Raw genomic sequence first — 16,312 nt, 5'->3', positions numbered from 1 at the left:
TTTTTTGTTTTTATTTTGCATTTCAATATTTATCTCTATCTTTGCCCCCGAAAAACAAAGTATTAACCCTTAAAAACGAAGAGAAAGGGTACCATTATGTTGGAGATATCAAAATAATCAAATTCGGGACTAAGCTGGCTCATCGGGAGGATGAACCCTTGTGACTTCATGTCTTTATGACTTATCAATATTTAAACGGCTGCTTTTGATACTATAGTTAATTAGTCCCTCCAAATCTTTCTAAAATTATTTTATTATGTCGATATATCGACAGTATGGCTTGTGTCTTGTCAACTGTCTGTATGTCGAAAAGGATTGTCATATTATATGGGAATACAACCTAAAGAATTAAGTAAACTGGGATATACCAACAATGTAGCTCGGAGTCTGGCTATTAATATCATAAACAAGCACTGCAAACACGAAACAAAAGAGCAGATAATAGCTGTTTTAAACGACTTATTGCAATATCCCGAAAGGTATAAAAACAACGAAATCTGGCAGAAGCTTGCTGATCACTTCGCACCTTCTTCCAATGAGAAAGTATTTACTGTGTATGAACTACATGATGAACCATTGCCTTACAAAACGTATGGAAGCAAATACATTGACTCGCTTGCCAAACAACAAATGCAGATGGCCATGCGCTTACCTGTTACAGTGGCAGGTGCATTGATGCCCGACGCCCACGCCGGATACGGTTTACCCATAGGCGGTGTATTGGCTGTGAACAATGCTGTGATTCCGTATGCTGTAGGACTTGATATTGGATGCAGAATGAGCTTGACTCTCTTCGATGCAAATACGGATTTTCTGAAACGCTATGCCTATCAGATAAAAGAAGCATTGAAAGCGTATACTCATTTTGGAATTACGGGAGCATTGCCTTTTGCCCAAGAGCATGAAATATTGGATCGTTCGGAGTTTCAATTAACTCCTTTATTAAAAATGTTGCATGGCAAAGTTGTTCGTCAGTTGGGTAGTTCAGGTGGAGGAAATCATTTTGTGGAATTTGGTGAGATGGAATTATTTGCCGACAATGTATTGAATTTGCCCGAAGGTAAATATACCGCCCTACTCTCTCATTCCGGTTCTCGCGGCATGGGTGCTGCTATTGCCAAACATTATAGTGATATAGCAAGAGAAGCCTGTAAACTTCCGCGCGAAGCACAACATTTTGCTTGGTTAACAATGGATAGCGAAGCCGGACAAGAATACTGGATGAGCATGAATCTGGCCGGTGACTTTGCCCGCGCTTGCCATGAGAGGATTAGTATAAATCTCTCTAAAGCATTGGGAATAAAGCCAATAGCCAATATTAGTAATCATCACAACTTTGCATGGAGAGAAGAAATTGCTCCGGGACAATATGCCATTGTACATCGCAAAGGAGCAACCCCTGCCGGAAAAGGTCAACCGGGATTTATTCCGGGAAGTATGGCTACTCCGGGATACCTGGTATGTGGTAAAGGAGTGACCGAATCTCTGAATTCTGCTTCACATGGTTCCGGAAGAGCCATGTCGAGACAAAAAGCAAAGGAGCAGTTTACACAATCAGCTTTAAAGAAAATGCTATCTCAGGCAGGTGTTACGCTTATTGGTGGCAGCGTGGAAGAAACTCCTTTAGCTTATAAAGAGATTGACCGCATTATGCAGGCACAAGAATCGCTGGTAGATATACATGGCAAGTTTATGCCAAGAATAGTAAGAATGAATAAAGAATAAAAACGTATGAATCATAAAATATATCTTCAAATAACATCAGGTCGTGGCCCTGCGGAATGTTGCCGCGTAGTTGCCTTGGTGCTGGAAAAGATTCTTTCGGAGGCACAAGCAAAAGGGATTGAAACCGAAGTGCTGTATCGCGAAGCAGGCCCCATAAACCGTACACTCGCTTCGGCTACTTTATCGCTTTCCGGAAAAGGATGCGATGCACTGGCCGAAGAATGGAAAGGTTCTGTTCAATGGATAGCGCAAAGCCCTTATCGCATCTATCATAAACGGAAAAATTGGTTTGTAGGAGTAAACGCTTATAAGCAACCGGAGCACTATGGTTTTAGCGAAAAGGAAATAAGCTATCAAACATTACGCGCATCAGGCCCCGGTGGGCAGCATGTGAACAAAACAGAGTCGGCAGTAAGAGCCATTCATCTTCCTTCGGGAATCAGTGTAATGGCCAGTGATCAACGCTCGCAGTTGCAAAACAAAAAGCTGGCTACCGAACGACTGATAATTAAGTTAGCCGAGTGGAATATCGGACGAATTGTAGAAACCGTACAGGAAAATTGGAGTAATCATAATACCCTGGAGCGCGGTAATCCGATAAAAACATTCCAAGAGGTAATGAAAAAGTGAGGGGGAACTCCCCTCACCCTTTTCTTAAAAATTCCGTCCGCAAAACAATACCCGAGCCATTGATTTTACAATCTACCTCTTCCGGGTTATCGGTTAATCGGATGTTTTTTACTTTCGTTCCTCTTTTTATTACTAAGGATGAACCTCTTACATTCAAATCCTTTATTACAGTTACAGAATCGCCATTTTGAAGTTCTGCACCGTTAGAGTCGCGTGGTGTCTCATCTACAGCGCTTTCTGTTTCTCCCTCACCGGCTCCCCATTCATGAAAACAATCGGGGCATACATTCAATGCACCATCAAAATAGGTGTTCGCCATGCCACACTTGGGGCAGTTAGGTGTTTCTTCCATTTGTATAATCTTTTATCGTTAAAAAAATAAGAGCCTGTTTAAATTTTCCACAGAATAATTATTATAGGATGCTTTCGTTTTTTCTTTAGTACTCTTTTTGTCTGTTTCTTCTCTTTTTGCGGTTCAAATAGCCCGCTATTATCACCTTAAAAAGAAAACAAACAGCCTAAAAATAGAACTAAATAAAAGAACGAGCAAAATTTAAACAGGCTCTGAGATTGCAAAGGTACATTAAATTTAGGAGCATACTTAGAGTCTGTTTGATTTATTATTGTATATTTACATAACCAAAAACAAAAAATCATGTATACAATACAAGCAAATGCCAAAGGAACCCGTACTATTGAAGTGTCAGACAACAACTTAGACACTATTGAAAAATATGCCTTATTCCGTCATCTGATAGATAGTACAGGTATTGTAGATGAAGATGTGCTGGATAAATTGAAGCTAAACATACGTTCGCTCATTGCAGCTCAGGTAGAAGATAGCAAAGAGCTTCTTGATCTTTGCATCGACGTTATCTACCACAATAATATGAAAGCTTTTGGGTTACAACAGCTTATACGTTTATACCTGGATAGATTATCCAAACGAGAAGAAGAATGAAGATAATAGATGTATGCGGAATAGAAAAATATAGTCCGCTAATTCCGGCTGTATGTGCTATATGTAAGGCCAAAGCCGGAGAAAAGATACAAATAGTAACTGATAATAAAGAGGTATTCAAAGATTTAAAAGAATACCTCTCCGAACAGAATATAGGGTTTCGCGAAATCTATGATGAAGATCGAATGACCCTGCAATTCACAATTTCTCATGAATAATAGCACTATTGACAGATTAAAGAAACTGCCCCAACCTCTTATTAAACAAATTAAAGAAATCTATGGTAGTACAGATAAGTTTTATACTACCGTGTACTTAATTGCCCGTAATGCACATCAATGCGAAATGATGAACGTACCGGGAGCCGAACAGCGCTTGAACACCATCAGAGCCTATCAGGGCATGATTCGCTTTATGCTCGACGAAGCCGCAGTAAACGGTAAGGAGCTTATGGACAGCATTGCAAGTGATTATTTAGAAGATTTTATAAACTACAAAGAACATGATTTTGGGATGACGGATGAAGAGTTCATCAGCATCATTAAAAAAATAAAATAAATAATGGATATCATCTTAATTATTCTGGGATGCATCTGCCTGTTATTAGGTTTAATAGGCTGTGTACTGCCCATACTTCCCGGCCCTCCCTTAGCGTATGGAGCCTTATTACTTTTACACATTACTGATAAAGTACAGTTTACGTTAAAACAACTCATCATTTGGCTAATCATAGTCATCATAGTGCAAGTAGTCGACTACTTTATTCCTATGTTGGGAACTAAGAAGTTGGGAGGCACCAAATGGGGAGTATGGGGTTGCCTGATAGGAACCATAGCAGGAATCTTTGTATTTCCGCCCTGGGGAATAATTGTTGGCCCCTTTGCAGGAGCCTTCGTTGGCGAGCTATTGGGAGGAAAAGAAACCAAGGAAGCTTTAAAAGCCGGAGCCGGAGCCTTTTTCGGTTTTTTATTCGGTACTATTCTTAAGTTCATAGTTTGCGGTTGGTTTATTTATTGCTTTGTGAGTGCGCTGATATGATAGAATATAGACTAACCGACTGGCTACCAACCACTAAGAAAGAAGTAGAACTGCGAGGATGGAACGAACTGGATGTGATCCTTTTCAGTGGAGACGCTTATGTAGACCATCCCTCTTTTGGCGCGGCTGTTATAGGTCGCATTCTCGAAGCCGAAGGGTTGAAAGTAGCTATTATTCCTCAGCCAAACTGGCGGGATGACCTTCGTGATTTTAAGAAACTGGGGCGACCCAGACTTTTTTTTGGTATTAGTGCCGGTTGCATGGATAGCATGGTAAATAAATACACTGCTAACAAACGTTTGCGCAGCGAAGATGCATATACCCCGGACGGACGACCAGACATGCGCCCCGAATATCCCAGCATAGTATATACGCAAATACTCAAAGAGCTCTATCCGGATGTTCCCGTCGTGTTAGGAGGTATTGAAGCTTCTCTAAGGCGTTTGAGCCATTATGATTATTGGCAGGACGCACTCCGTAAAAGCATTCTTTGTGACAGCAAGGCAGATCTGCTTATCTATGGCATGGGCGAGAAACCCATTGTAGATTTAGCGCAAAGAATGAAGGAGAAGAACGAAATTCCTACCGATTTACCCCAAACAGCTTATTCTACTCCAAAGATTACAGATAAAGAAGGAGATATCCGACTTTTCTCGCACGAAGAATGCCTGAAGGATAAAAAGAAACAAGCTGTAAACTTCAAATACATAGAAGAAGAAAGCAATAAATATGCAGCATCGCGCATATTGCAAGATGTAGACAACTGCACGATTGTAGTGAATCCTCCCTACCCTCCTATGAAAGAGGAAGAACTCGATCGTTCTTTTGATCTTCCCTATACCCGATTGCCGCATCCCAAATATAAGAATAAGCGTATACCTGCTTATGATATGATTAAGTTCTCTATCAATCTACATCGGGGATGCTTTGGAGGATGCGCTTTTTGCACCATCTCTGCCCATCAAGGCAAGTTTATTGTAAGTCGTAGTAAGAAAAGCATTCTGGATGAAGTAAAAAAGGTAATGGACTTACCCGATTTCAAAGGATATTTAAGCGATTTAGGAGGACCCTCGGCCAATATGTATCGAATGAGCGGCTTGGATGAAAATAAATGTCGGAAGTGCAAACGACCTTCTTGTATTCATCCCCAAATATGTCCGAATCTGAACACCGATCATCGTCCTTTATTAGATATTTACCGTTCTGTAGATGCCATACAAGGAATTAAAAAGAGTTTTGTTGGTAGTGGCGTAAGGTATGATTTAATGTTGCACAATAGTAGTAACTCTGCTATTAATAAGGCAGCAGGCGAGTATACCCGCGAGTTGATTATCAAGCATGTTAGCGGTCGGTTAAAAGTTGCTCCCGAACATACCAGCGATCAAGTATTGGAAATGATGCGCAAACCATCTTTTAAACAATTCGAAGAATTTAAACGCCAATTTGATCGCATTAATAGAGAACAGAATCTACGGCAACAGTTAATTCCTTACTTTATAAGCAGTCATCCCGGATGTAAAGAGGAAGATATGGCAGAACTGGCAGTTATAACCAAGCGTTTGGATTTTCATTTGGAACAGGTGCAAGACTTTACCCCTACTCCTATGACGGTAGCTACCGAAGCTTGGTATACCGGTTTTCACCCATATACATTAAAACCTGTGTATAGTGCCAAAACACAACGCGAGAAAATAGCACAGCGACAATTCTTTTTCTGGTATAAACCCGAAGAGAAAAAAAGAATTATCGCTGAACTAAGACGTATAGGCCGCAATGACCTGATTAATAAGTTGTATTAGGAGATATTCATCTATTAATTAAACAGCAAGCATTTACCCCGACAGGGGTTATGCACATCTCACCCCTATCGGGGTGACTGATAAGATATGAATTAATTCTGAGCACTTACTTATATGGATACAGTTCTTTCCCTCCCCTTATTCATTCCTTTAAACACCTCTCTTTATTTCTCTAAGTAGCCCTTTTTGTATATCTTTGTATAGTAGTTAGTTGTTTTATCACGACCATGATAAGTATTTATCACCATGATGATAAAATTTCATCATGCACATGAAAATCATTTATCATGCCTGTGATAAAGACAGTAAACAGCTTACTGTACTAAAGAAAGTATCTAGTTTTAGACATAGAATAAGCTACCTTTAGCAATAGAACTACAGTGGTTAGATTATTGATACACTTAATACAAAAGAATAGAATATGCCAATAGAATTTGAATTTTATGAGATCCCCGATTTATCAGAAAAAGGGAAAAGCAAGTACTGCGCACGTACAGTTACCTTGAAAACCGTCAGCACCAATGAGTTAGCCGCTCGGATACAACATGCATCTTCATTAACCATAGGAGATGTAAAAGGGGTATTAGTACAATTAAGCCAAGTATTGGCAGATGAGTTAGCCGAAAGTAATCGAGTACACATAGAAGGTATTGGGTATTTTCAGGTGACACTTAAAACTACTACCGAAATAGACCCAAAGAAAACAAGAGCACAAAGTGTATGGTTTAAATCGGTAAAGTTCAGAGCCGATAAAGATCTAAATAAGAAACTAAAATATGTGCAAACAGAACGTGCCCGCATTAGAAATCACTCAGTAAAGTTAACTCACGAACAAATAGATAAGAAGTTAGAGGCTTTTTTCCAGAAAAACTCTTTTATAACACGTAGACTTTTTCAAGAATTATGCGGGATGACGACTATTACGGCATCCCGACATATTAAAAGACTGAAGGAAGAAGGAAAAATCAAGAATGAGAATACACGTATGCAGCCGGTGTATGTGTGGGTTCCTCAATAATACTCCCATACCGGTGATATTCATACGATATACTTTGCTCTTTCAGGTAATGAAGCAGTTCAATTCGTCCTTCTGATAGCGGCTTATGGGTAGCGATATACAATCCCAATTCAGCCGCTTTCCGATAAATGGCTTCCGACAAATCTGATGAGCAAGTACGAATACGCTCATACTTATTCATTTCGGAAATAAATAGATCTTCTTCTTGTACAATGACCGGAATGTTATAGCTTTCCGCCTCTTGCTTGATTTCTTTTAAATAAGGGTTGGAAGAAGATAAACTAATTACAGCATGGCTTGGCGTATTAGCAACCCCATACATTATTAATTGAGCATCTGTTAAGCTATCTGTATCTTGCAAGCGAACAGCTATCGACTTCAGAGGCAAATAACGGAAAATGTTTGATTCTCCTACAATGTGACTGACATCTCTTTCTACACTAAACTCATTTTCCCAAGCTTTGGCATAACTTTGGCGAGCCATAAGCAGGTATTCTTCATCGGGAGCTACACCTATTTTATGGTCTGTAAACTCCACAAAGCAAGATACATAATTAGGACCACCAGCTTTAATACCGGCACCAAAAGCAGAACGTTTCATTCCACCGAAAGGTTGTCGGCGAACAATAGCTCCTGTAATACCCCGGTTTATATAAAGGTTTCCGGCTTCCATCTTTTCTTTCCAAAGCGCTATTTCTTTTTCATCTAAACTTTGAAGTCCCGACGTTAATCCATAGTCGGTAGAGTTGGCGAATGTAAGACCTTCTTCCAAATCGTTGATGCAAACCACAGAAAGCAATGGAGCAAATAACTCTGTTTTAAAGGTATAATTGCCCGGCTTCACTCCCCATTTCACACACGGTTTAAGTATATACTTTTTCTCATCGGCAAAAACAGGAGGCACAAGCCAAGATTCGCCGGGTTCCAAATTATCTATGGCATAAAGAAGCTTGTCATTATCATTGGTTATCATAGGGCCTACCTTATTATCACTCTCCCACACACTACCTGTATGCATACTGGTAACAGCATCTTTTAATTTAGATTTAAAAGTTTCGTCATGATATGTCTTTTTATCCAGTAATAACAAAGAACAGGCAGAACACTTTTGTCCCGCATTACTAAATGCAGAAGATACAACATTCAAAATGGCATGATCCTGATCTGCCGCCGCAGTCACAATAATAGCATTCTTTCCTCCCGTTTCTGCGGAAAGTGGCGTATGAGGACTATTTTCCAAGAGCCTGAACGCGGTATCTGTTCCTCCGGTCAGGATAATGTGTTTTACGGAAGGATGTGCAGATAGATAGTTCAAAGAACTCCTGTCGCCCGGACAAATAACCTGTAAAGCATCTTTGGGAACACCTGCCTCCCAGAAGCATTTGGCAAATTCCCACGCAATAGGAAATGCAACCGTAGCAGGTTTCAGTATAACTGTATTACCTCCTGCCAGTGCAGAAGCAACGCCTCCTACCGGAATTGCAAACGGGAAATTCCAAGGCGGAATTACTAAAATAACTCCTTTGGGCTTATAAGAGATGCTTTCTAACTCCTCGAATGCTTTCATTGAAATAGGATAGAACCGACAGAAATCAATACCTTCCGATACTTCCACATCACCCTCCATAAATGTTTTACCGGTGATGGCAGACATACAGGCAACCAAATCCTCGCGTCTGTTCGCCATAACCTCGGCGGTGGCATGAAGAATCTTATTACGAACATCGAGTGTTGTTTCTCTCCATCCGGAAGCATCCTTTTGGGCAGTGTCTATAATTTCTTCTACTTGCTCCTGGGTAGACATGTTAACTTCACAAAAGCAATATTCATCATTTCTGCTGCGGTCGTAATATCTTTTTTTCTTTTCGGTGATAAACTCTTTATCTCCTACCTGAACAGGAATAATATATTCTTCTGCCGTTTTGTTCATCCATCTATCTAATGCAGCAAGCGCCCACTCTCTGTTTTGTTTCAAATCAAGATCGGTATCCGGTTCATTACTGAAAGTAGTAAGATCCTTGCAGGGTTCTTGTGTCTTTGTCCGGTCTTGCGTACGATAAACGGCGGGTTCTACCTTGTCTTTCTTTTCATAAGCAGCCAGAAATTGCTCTTGCAGAAAATTCCATTCATCGCTGTGCACTTTCAGATTAAAAGAATAAGTCAGGAAATTATCTTTTCCGGTATTCTCATCTAAACGACGCACTAAGTAAGAAACTGCATTCAAGAAATGTTCCTTTTTAACCACCGGTGTGTAGAGAATAATCTGCTTGCCAAGGCTTCGCATCACTCGCGGTAAATGGTTGGCCATGCCTTCCAACATTTCGAAGGTAACATATTCTTCCACCCCATTGGCTTTACTTAGCAGGTATGCATAACCGATAGTGAAAAAGTTATGCGAAGCAACGCCAATATGTATGGCTTTCATATTCTCCGGCTGTAAAGCTATGTCAAGTATGCGCAGGTAATTGGCATCTACATCTATTTTGGTAGGAAGTATCGGATTCGACCATCCTTTAAGAGAAGAGACAATCGTTTCCATCTGCAAATTGGCTCCTTTTACCAATCTTACTTTAATAGGTGCACCTCCCTCTTCTACTCTTTTCTTTGCAAACTCCAATAAATGAGTATAAAAGAAAATAGCATCCGGCAAGTAAGCTTGTACCACAATACCTGCTGTAAAATTCTTAAATTGAGGCATAGCCATAACAGTAGTAAAAACATCAAGCGTAAGTTCGGTATCTTTATATTCCTCCATGTCGAGATTGACAAACTTAGGAGATGAAGTTCCATCCTTTTCTATATAAGGATGGTCGATAGCAGTTTGGAAGATATGAGTAATGCGCTCACATAAATCCTTTTTGCTTTTTTCATAGCTAAGCGGATTTAACTGCGCGTAAATACCGGATATTTTAATAGAGATATAATTGATATCCGGTTCTTTTAATGCAGCCAGATAATGCTCATAACGATGATTGGCTTCTCCATCACCCAATACAACTTCGCCCAACAGGTTTACATTCTGACCAATATTATGATTCCATCTGTCTCCTAAATGTTTGCTTAATGCAGGGCGCTCTTCTTTTATAATGATTTTACTTGTTTCTTTGCGCAATACACTTTTAAAAATGGGTACTGCAATAAAGTCAAACAGATATCCAAAGTCTCTGAACATATAACCCAAATATTCGTAGGTCTTGCCAAAGAAATTGGGAACTCCATATTCTGCAAAAATAGTTTTCATTCTACGCGACAGTTTCCGGGTATCGCGTATTTGAGAAGATTCATCAAGTAATTTGGTTAGAATCACCTTATTCTTAGGATCGGTTACTAAAGATGCGAACATGCGTTGCTCTTTTACTTCGGCAGGAGATAGTTCTTTCTCTGCTTTCGTCAGGAAGTCTTTGGCCCAATTAAGAACTTCCGCAGAATGGATGTGGTTTGTCATAGAATATTAGAATTATGTGTAGAAAGATAAATGATCTTACCGACAAAAACAACAAAAAGTCCGCGAATTTGCAAAGTTTAAGCATATAACTGCTTGAATCAGAGTAAAATATGTTATACAACCTATTTTCTGCTGACAGATTAATTTAGTTGGGCAGTTTCTGCAAAATAAACCAAATACATTAATAATTGAATCATTCTTATCATTATTCAACCAATAAAAACTATTATTTTTACGACTTCTAAAGGAACAATAGTTTCTAACTTTAAAACTCTAAAAATAATAGTAAAATTATGATTAACCGTTTCATCCTAAACGAAGTATCTTACTTCGGACCGGGAGCTCGTGAAGTTCTCCCTCAAGAAATTGCTCGTTTAAGTTTAAAGAAAGCATTTGTAGCAACCGACAAAGACCTTATTAAGTATGGTGTGGCAGATAAAGTGCTGAAGGTGCTCGAAGCTGCTCATATACCTTATGAAATATTCAGTGAGATTAAGCCTAACCCTACAGTAACCAATGTAAAGGCTGGTGTTGAAGCGTATGCTGCTTCCGGAGCCGATTTTATTCTCGCTATTGGAGGAGGATCATCTATAGATACAGCGAAAGCCATAGGTATTATTACCAATAATCCGGAGTTTAGTGATGTGGTTTCTTTGGAAGGCGTGGCTCCTACTAAAAAGAAATCTGTTCCCATCATAGCATTGCCTACTACTGCCGGAACTGCTGCGGAAGTAACTATCAACTATGTAATTACCGACGAAGTGAACGAAAAGAAAATGGTATGTGTAGACCCTAACGACATTCCTGCCATTGCCATTGTAGATGCAGAACTGATGTACACACTTCCTAAAAGTCTTACCGCTTCTACCGGACTCGATGCTTTGACTCATGCCATTGAAGGCTTAATCACCAAAGGAGCTTGGGAAATGAGTGATATGTTTGAAATCAAAGCCATTGAAATGATTGCCCGCTACCTGGAAACTGCCACTAACGAGCCCAATAATGCAGAAGCGCGTAATGGTATGGCTGTAGCTCAATACATTGCCGGTATGGCATTCTCGAATGTCGGTTTGGGAGTTGTACATGGTATGGCTCATCCATTAGGAGCTATTTTTGATATTCCTCATGGAGTTGCCAACGCACTACTTTTGCCTACGATTATGGAGTTTAACGCTCCGGCAGCATTAGATAAGTATGTACTCATTGCTAAAGCTATGAATGTGTATTCTTGTGATATGACGAAAGAACAAGCTGCGGAAGCTGCTGTAAAAGCGGTGAAAGAGTTGTCTATCCGCTTAGGTATTCCACAACATTTGTCTGAATTAGGCATTAAAGAAAGTGATTTGGATAAGTTGGCAGAATCTGCTGCTGCGGATGTTTGTACGCCGGGTAACCCAAGAGAAGTGAATAAGGAGATTATCCTTGAGCTTTATAAGAAAGTGCTTTAGCAATTACCCCGAAGGTAGGGTGTTAAGTTAAGGATTATTGCCGTTTTTCGACCCGAAGGGTCAGTTTAAAGCAGCCCGGGATAAAGCGAAGCGACATCCCGGGTATAAATTGAAAAGCATCATCACCCCGCGTCCCGAAGGGACAGCTTAATAGCCCCATTAGCCAGTTATTTCATTGAGTTGTCCCTTCGGGACGCCATCTCCTGGATCGTTATTTATACCCGGGGTGCCGTTCGCTATGCTCACTGTACCCCGGGCTGTTTTAAAGTGTCCCTCTGGGACGATCAACTGAATGCCCTATCCCTTCGGGGTAATTGCTTGTAATTTATTGAACAAAACTAATAAGAAACCCCAATTAAAAGAGGTTCATTTTCTAATTCTTTTTTCACTCTAACGGTAACATCAATCTCATCTAACATTGGTTTCAATTTTTCATCTACATCTTTTACAAAGATTTTATGAATACGTGAGCTGTAAAGCCACAGCATTAAGTAACCAACGCTTGGGTTCTCTAAATACTCGTCGGACATGCAGATATTAAAATTCTCATCACGTCCAAACACAATTACTCTCAAATTCCTTTGTTCCACATCATCTGCGATGCTGCACAATTTGTTGTTCTCTAAAAAAAGGGCTGCTCTCATGACTTTTTCTTGTTAAGGTTTAATTCTGTATCTATATTTTATTAAAAAAGTTGTACTTTCACAAATATAGTAACATGGAATTATATTAACAAGTTCCGTAAGTCATGAAAAATATTCCAAATGTCGCTTAAAAAAAGTATTTATTAATCACTTTCCATAGCAACCATTTCTTGCAGAACGCTTACAGCTGTTTCTACATTAGATACTGATTTTACCAGCATAGAACGCTTTCCGTTCTGTTCCCGAAGATCACAACGCTTAGGATATTTCATCATATAACTGATTAACTTCCCAAAAGCAGCACTTTGATAATAGGGACTTTCCTGATTGGACACAAGGAATAGACTCATGCGTCCTCCTTTTAGGAAAACCTTTTCGGCTCCTAACCTTGCAGCTAAACGCCGAAGCGGAACAATACGAAGTAACTCTTGAGTTTCGGGAGGTATAGGACCAAAACGATCTTCCAAGCGAGCGCGAAAAGCTTCTACTTCGGTATCTAATGTTAAACTATCCAGTTCGCGATACAGTAACATACGTTCACTGCTTCCTGTAACATAGTCGGCTGGTAAAAGCAGCTCCAGATCACTTTCTACAGTTGAGTCTTCCACAAATTGTTCTCCGCTGATTATACCATCTCCTTTTATTTCTTCGGCATATAGATTGGCAAATTCATCATTTTTAAGTTCCTGTACAGCTTCGCTTAAAATTTTCTGATAGGTTTCATATCCAAGGTCTGCTATAAATCCACTTTGCTCTGCTCCCAACATGTTGCCTGCTCCCCGAATGTCTAAATCTTGCATGGCGATGTGTATGCCGCTGCCCAAATCGCTAAAGTTCTCTATGGCTTGTAGGCGGCGACGCGCTTCAGGAGTCAACGAAGAAAGCGGAGGAGCCAATAAATAGCAGAATGCTTTCTTATTGCTTCGTCCTACACGACCACGTAATTGATGCAAATCGCTCAACCCAAAGTTTTGTGCCTGATTAACTATAATCGTGTTTGCGTTGGGAATATCTATACCACTTTCAATGATGGAGGTGGCAATAAGTACATCATAATCATAGTTTACGAAGTCGAAGATGATCTTTTCTAATTCCGTAGGTTCCATTTGTCCATGTCCTATGGTTATGCGAGCATCAGGAATATTACGCAAGATCATAGCTTTCAGTTCCTGCAAGTTACCAATGCGGTTATTTACGAAGAAGACTTGTCCATTACGACTCATTTCAAAATTGATAGCATCTGTTATTACTTCCTCATTGAAGACATGTAACTCCGTCTGTATAGGGTAACGGTTAGGAGGAGGAGTGGATATAACGCTTAAATCGCGGGCACCCATCAACGAAAATTGTAAGGTTCGCGGTATGGGAGTAGCTGTCATGGTAAGCGTATCGACATTCACTTTCAATTGGCGCAGCTTTTCTTTTACGCTGACTCCAAACTTTTGTTCTTCATCTACCACAAGCAAGCCCAAATCTTTAAATTGTATATCCTTACTTAATATTCGGTGTGTACCAATTAAAATATTCACCTCGCCTTTTTTCAAGCCATCAATAACTGCATTTGCCTGTGCCTTAGTACGTGCGCGACTTAAATAGTCTACTTTGCATGGAAAATCTTTCAAGCGTTCTTTAAATGTTTGAAAGTGTTGATAGGCTAACACCGTTGTGGGTACGAGCACTGCCACTTGCTTATTATCTGTAGCTGCTTTAAATGCTGCACGAATCGCCACTTCTGTTTTACCGAAACCTACATCTCCACAAACCAGCCGGTCCATTGGAATGTCTCGTTCCATATCATGCTTTACATCGGCCGTGGCCTTACTCTGATCGGGAGTATCTTCATAAATAAAGCTTGCTTCCAATTCATGTTGCAAGAAACTGTCCGAGCTAAAAGCATATCCTTTTTCTTCACGACGTTTAGAATATAGCTTTATCAAATCACGAGCTATATCCTTAATCTTCGTTTTGGTTCGATCTTTCAGTTTCTCCCAAGCTCCGGTTCCAAGTTTATTCAAACGAGGCGGTTCTCCGTCTTTGCCTTTATATTTAGAGACTTTATGCAGGGAGTGAATAGATACAAATACCACATCCTCATTTTGATACACCAGTTTGATAACTTCCTGGGTGGTATCTCCATTTGGTAATCTTACCAATCCGGCAAAACGCCCTACCCCATGATCTGTATGAACCACATAATCGCCCGGAATAAATTGGTTTAGCTCTTTTAATGATAAAGCCACCTTTCCCGAACGGGCCTTGTCACTTTTGAGATTATATTTATGAAAACGATTAAATATCTGATGATCGGTGAATATGCAGATCTTTAGCGTCTGATCGCTAAAACCTTCGTGCAATGTACGTTCTACGGCAGTAAATGAAATCTGATCTCCCCTATCTTCAAAGATAGTACGGATACGATCTGTTTGCTTCACACTATCACTACATATATAAATAGCAAATCCGTTAGATTGATATTCTTTCAGAGAGGTGGCAACCAAATCAAAATTCTTATGGAAAATGGGCTGAATGGCTGTATCAAATGTTAGCGTGGCATGGGGTGTTCCGGTTGGTTTGTTTCCAAACTCTATTCTACGGAATTTTAATGCACGAGCAGCAAATTCAGCTCCATTGATTAATAGCTTTAGCAAATTCGTTCCTTGCACTGCTAACTCGTCTATCTCATTGGGAATGGTTGCATTTTCTGTAATCTCGTTGTGTATGGCTTGAATTCGTTCTTCTAACCAAAAGAAATCACGCATGGCTAATATAGATTTCTCCGAAACGAAATCAAGAAAGGAGATATTGCTTTCTGTTATGGTGGCTAAGTCGGGTACAATGGATATTTTTTCCATTTTCTCTTTCGAAAGCTGGGAGTCTACTTCAAATGTACGAATACTATCTACTTCATCTCCAAAAAAGTCTATACGAAAAGGATATTCGGACGAAAAAGAGAAAACATCAATAATACTTCCTCTTACGGCGTACTGCCCCGGTTCATAAACATAATCTACATACTCAAAACCATAACTATATAATACTTCTTTAATAAATTCCGTATCAACTTGCTCGCCTGTATGTAGTTTTAATGTCTTATCATTTAATTCATCTTGAGAAACTACTTTTTCTGCCAATGCATCCGGATAGGTAACTACACAAAGTCCCTTGGCATTTTTCTGCATTTTACTAAGCACTTCTGTACGAAGTATCTCATTAGCAGCATCTTTCTGACCGTATTTAATGGCACGGCGATAAGAAGAAGGGAAAAATAGCACATTCTCCGTTCCCAATATCTGTGTCAGGTCATGGTAAAAGTATCCGGCTTCTTCCAAATCTCCCAGAACAAAGATGAAAGGTTCTGCAGATGCAGATATCTGTGAAGAAAAAAACAGAGAAGCAGCCGAAGCATGCATACCGCCGCAATAAATATGATTAATAACAGGGTCATTTAGTAACGTTTGCAGCACATGGGTATTGGGGTGTTCCGCATATCGCTGCTGTAATTCGGTTATGGTCATTCCTTATCCTTTGTTATTGCTAATTTTGAATTTTCACACAAAAGTACTAAATATTCCTTTCTTTTGATAAAGCATCGTTTCGTAAATGA

Annotated in this window: 13 protein-coding genes; 9 read left to right on the top strand and 4 right to left on the bottom strand. The window is 39.8% G+C overall.

What is annotated here, in order from left to right:
• Positions 1-327: 327 nt before the first annotated feature.
• Both D0T60_RS03825 and prfH read left to right on the top strand, forming a co-directional pair.
• Complete coding sequence (locus D0T60_RS03825) at positions 328-1,725, top strand: RtcB family protein (protein ID WP_163216833.1); 1,398 nt, start codon at positions 328-330, stop codon at positions 1,723-1,725.
• 6 nt (positions 1,726-1,731) lie between these two features.
• Entirely contained in the window at positions 1,732-2,355 is a 624-nt protein-coding gene (gene prfH / locus D0T60_RS03820; protein ID WP_163216832.1) for a peptide chain release factor H, read from the top strand.
• Between the two features lie 13 nt (positions 2,356-2,368).
• Here prfH and D0T60_RS03815 read toward each other — a convergent pair whose 3' ends face one another.
• Entirely contained in the window at positions 2,369-2,707 is a 339-nt protein-coding gene (locus D0T60_RS03815; RefSeq protein WP_163216831.1) for a zinc ribbon domain-containing protein YjdM, read from the bottom strand.
• Positions 2,708-3,010: 303 nt separating this feature from the next.
• Here D0T60_RS03815 and D0T60_RS03810 point away from each other — a divergent pair, with 303 nt between their 5' ends.
• The 6 genes from D0T60_RS03810 to D0T60_RS03785 all read left to right on the top strand — a co-directional run bounded on the left by D0T60_RS03810 (position 3,011) and on the right by D0T60_RS03785 (position 7,171).
• Positions 3,011-3,316 (top strand): hypothetical protein, encoded by a 306-nt coding sequence (locus tag D0T60_RS03810; RefSeq protein ID WP_163216830.1) that lies wholly within the window; start codon positions 3,011-3,013, stop codon positions 3,314-3,316.
• Positions 3,313-3,534 (top strand): sulfurtransferase TusA family protein, encoded by a 222-nt coding sequence (locus D0T60_RS03805; protein ID WP_163216829.1) that lies wholly within the window; start codon positions 3,313-3,315, stop codon positions 3,532-3,534. Before D0T60_RS03810 ends, D0T60_RS03805 begins: the two co-directional genes overlap by 4 nt.
• Positions 3,527-3,874: a hypothetical protein gene (locus D0T60_RS03800; RefSeq protein WP_163216828.1), complete on the top strand. Its 348-nt coding sequence runs from the start codon at positions 3,527-3,529 to the stop codon at positions 3,872-3,874. The genes D0T60_RS03805 and D0T60_RS03800 overlap by 8 nt, the downstream gene beginning before the upstream one ends.
• Positions 3,875-3,877: 3 nt before the next feature.
• Positions 3,878-4,354 carry a DUF456 domain-containing protein gene (locus D0T60_RS03795; protein ID WP_163216827.1) on the top strand — a complete coding sequence of 159 codons (477 nt, stop codon included), beginning with the start codon at positions 3,878-3,880 and terminating at the stop codon, positions 4,352-4,354.
• Positions 4,351-6,153, top strand: coding sequence for a YgiQ family radical SAM protein (locus tag D0T60_RS03790; protein WP_163216826.1), 1,803 nt, complete (start codon positions 4,351-4,353; stop codon positions 6,151-6,153). The genes D0T60_RS03795 and D0T60_RS03790 overlap by 4 nt, the downstream gene beginning before the upstream one ends.
• Before the next feature lie 421 nt (positions 6,154-6,574).
• Positions 6,575-7,171 (top strand): HU family DNA-binding protein, encoded by a 597-nt coding sequence (locus D0T60_RS03785; protein WP_163216825.1) that lies wholly within the window; start codon positions 6,575-6,577, stop codon positions 7,169-7,171.
• Here D0T60_RS03785 and D0T60_RS03780 read toward each other — a convergent pair.
• Positions 7,119-10,616 carry a proline dehydrogenase family protein gene (locus D0T60_RS03780; protein WP_163216824.1) on the bottom strand — a complete coding sequence of 1,166 codons (3,498 nt, stop codon included), beginning with the start codon at positions 10,614-10,616 and terminating at the stop codon, positions 7,119-7,121. The genes D0T60_RS03785 and D0T60_RS03780 overlap by 53 nt on opposite strands.
• 293 nt (positions 10,617-10,909) lie before the next feature.
• On the opposite strand from D0T60_RS03780, the gene fucO reads away from it, so the two are divergent.
• Positions 10,910-12,064 (top strand): lactaldehyde reductase, encoded by a 1,155-nt coding sequence (gene fucO / locus D0T60_RS03775; protein ID WP_163216823.1) that lies wholly within the window; start codon positions 10,910-10,912, stop codon positions 12,062-12,064.
• Positions 12,065-12,402: 338 nt separating this feature from the next.
• Here fucO and D0T60_RS03770 read toward each other — a convergent pair whose 3' ends face one another.
• Together D0T60_RS03770 and mfd are read right to left on the bottom strand one after the other, a co-directional pair.
• Positions 12,403-12,708, bottom strand: coding sequence for a hypothetical protein (locus D0T60_RS03770; protein WP_163216822.1), 306 nt, complete (start codon positions 12,706-12,708; stop codon positions 12,403-12,405).
• Between the two features lie 143 nt (positions 12,709-12,851).
• Complete coding sequence (gene mfd, locus D0T60_RS03765; RefSeq protein ID WP_163216821.1) at positions 12,852-16,223, bottom strand: transcription-repair coupling factor; 3,372 nt, start codon at positions 16,221-16,223, stop codon at positions 12,852-12,854.
• Between the last annotated feature and the right edge of the window lie 89 nt (positions 16,224-16,312).

This window comes from Bacteroides sp. 224 (assembly GCF_010500995.1).
Taxonomy (GTDB): domain Bacteria; phylum Bacteroidota; class Bacteroidia; order Bacteroidales; family Bacteroidaceae; genus Bacteroides.
The sequence above is the reverse complement of the archived record's forward strand: the minus strand, read 5'-3'. Positions and strand labels throughout refer to the sequence as shown.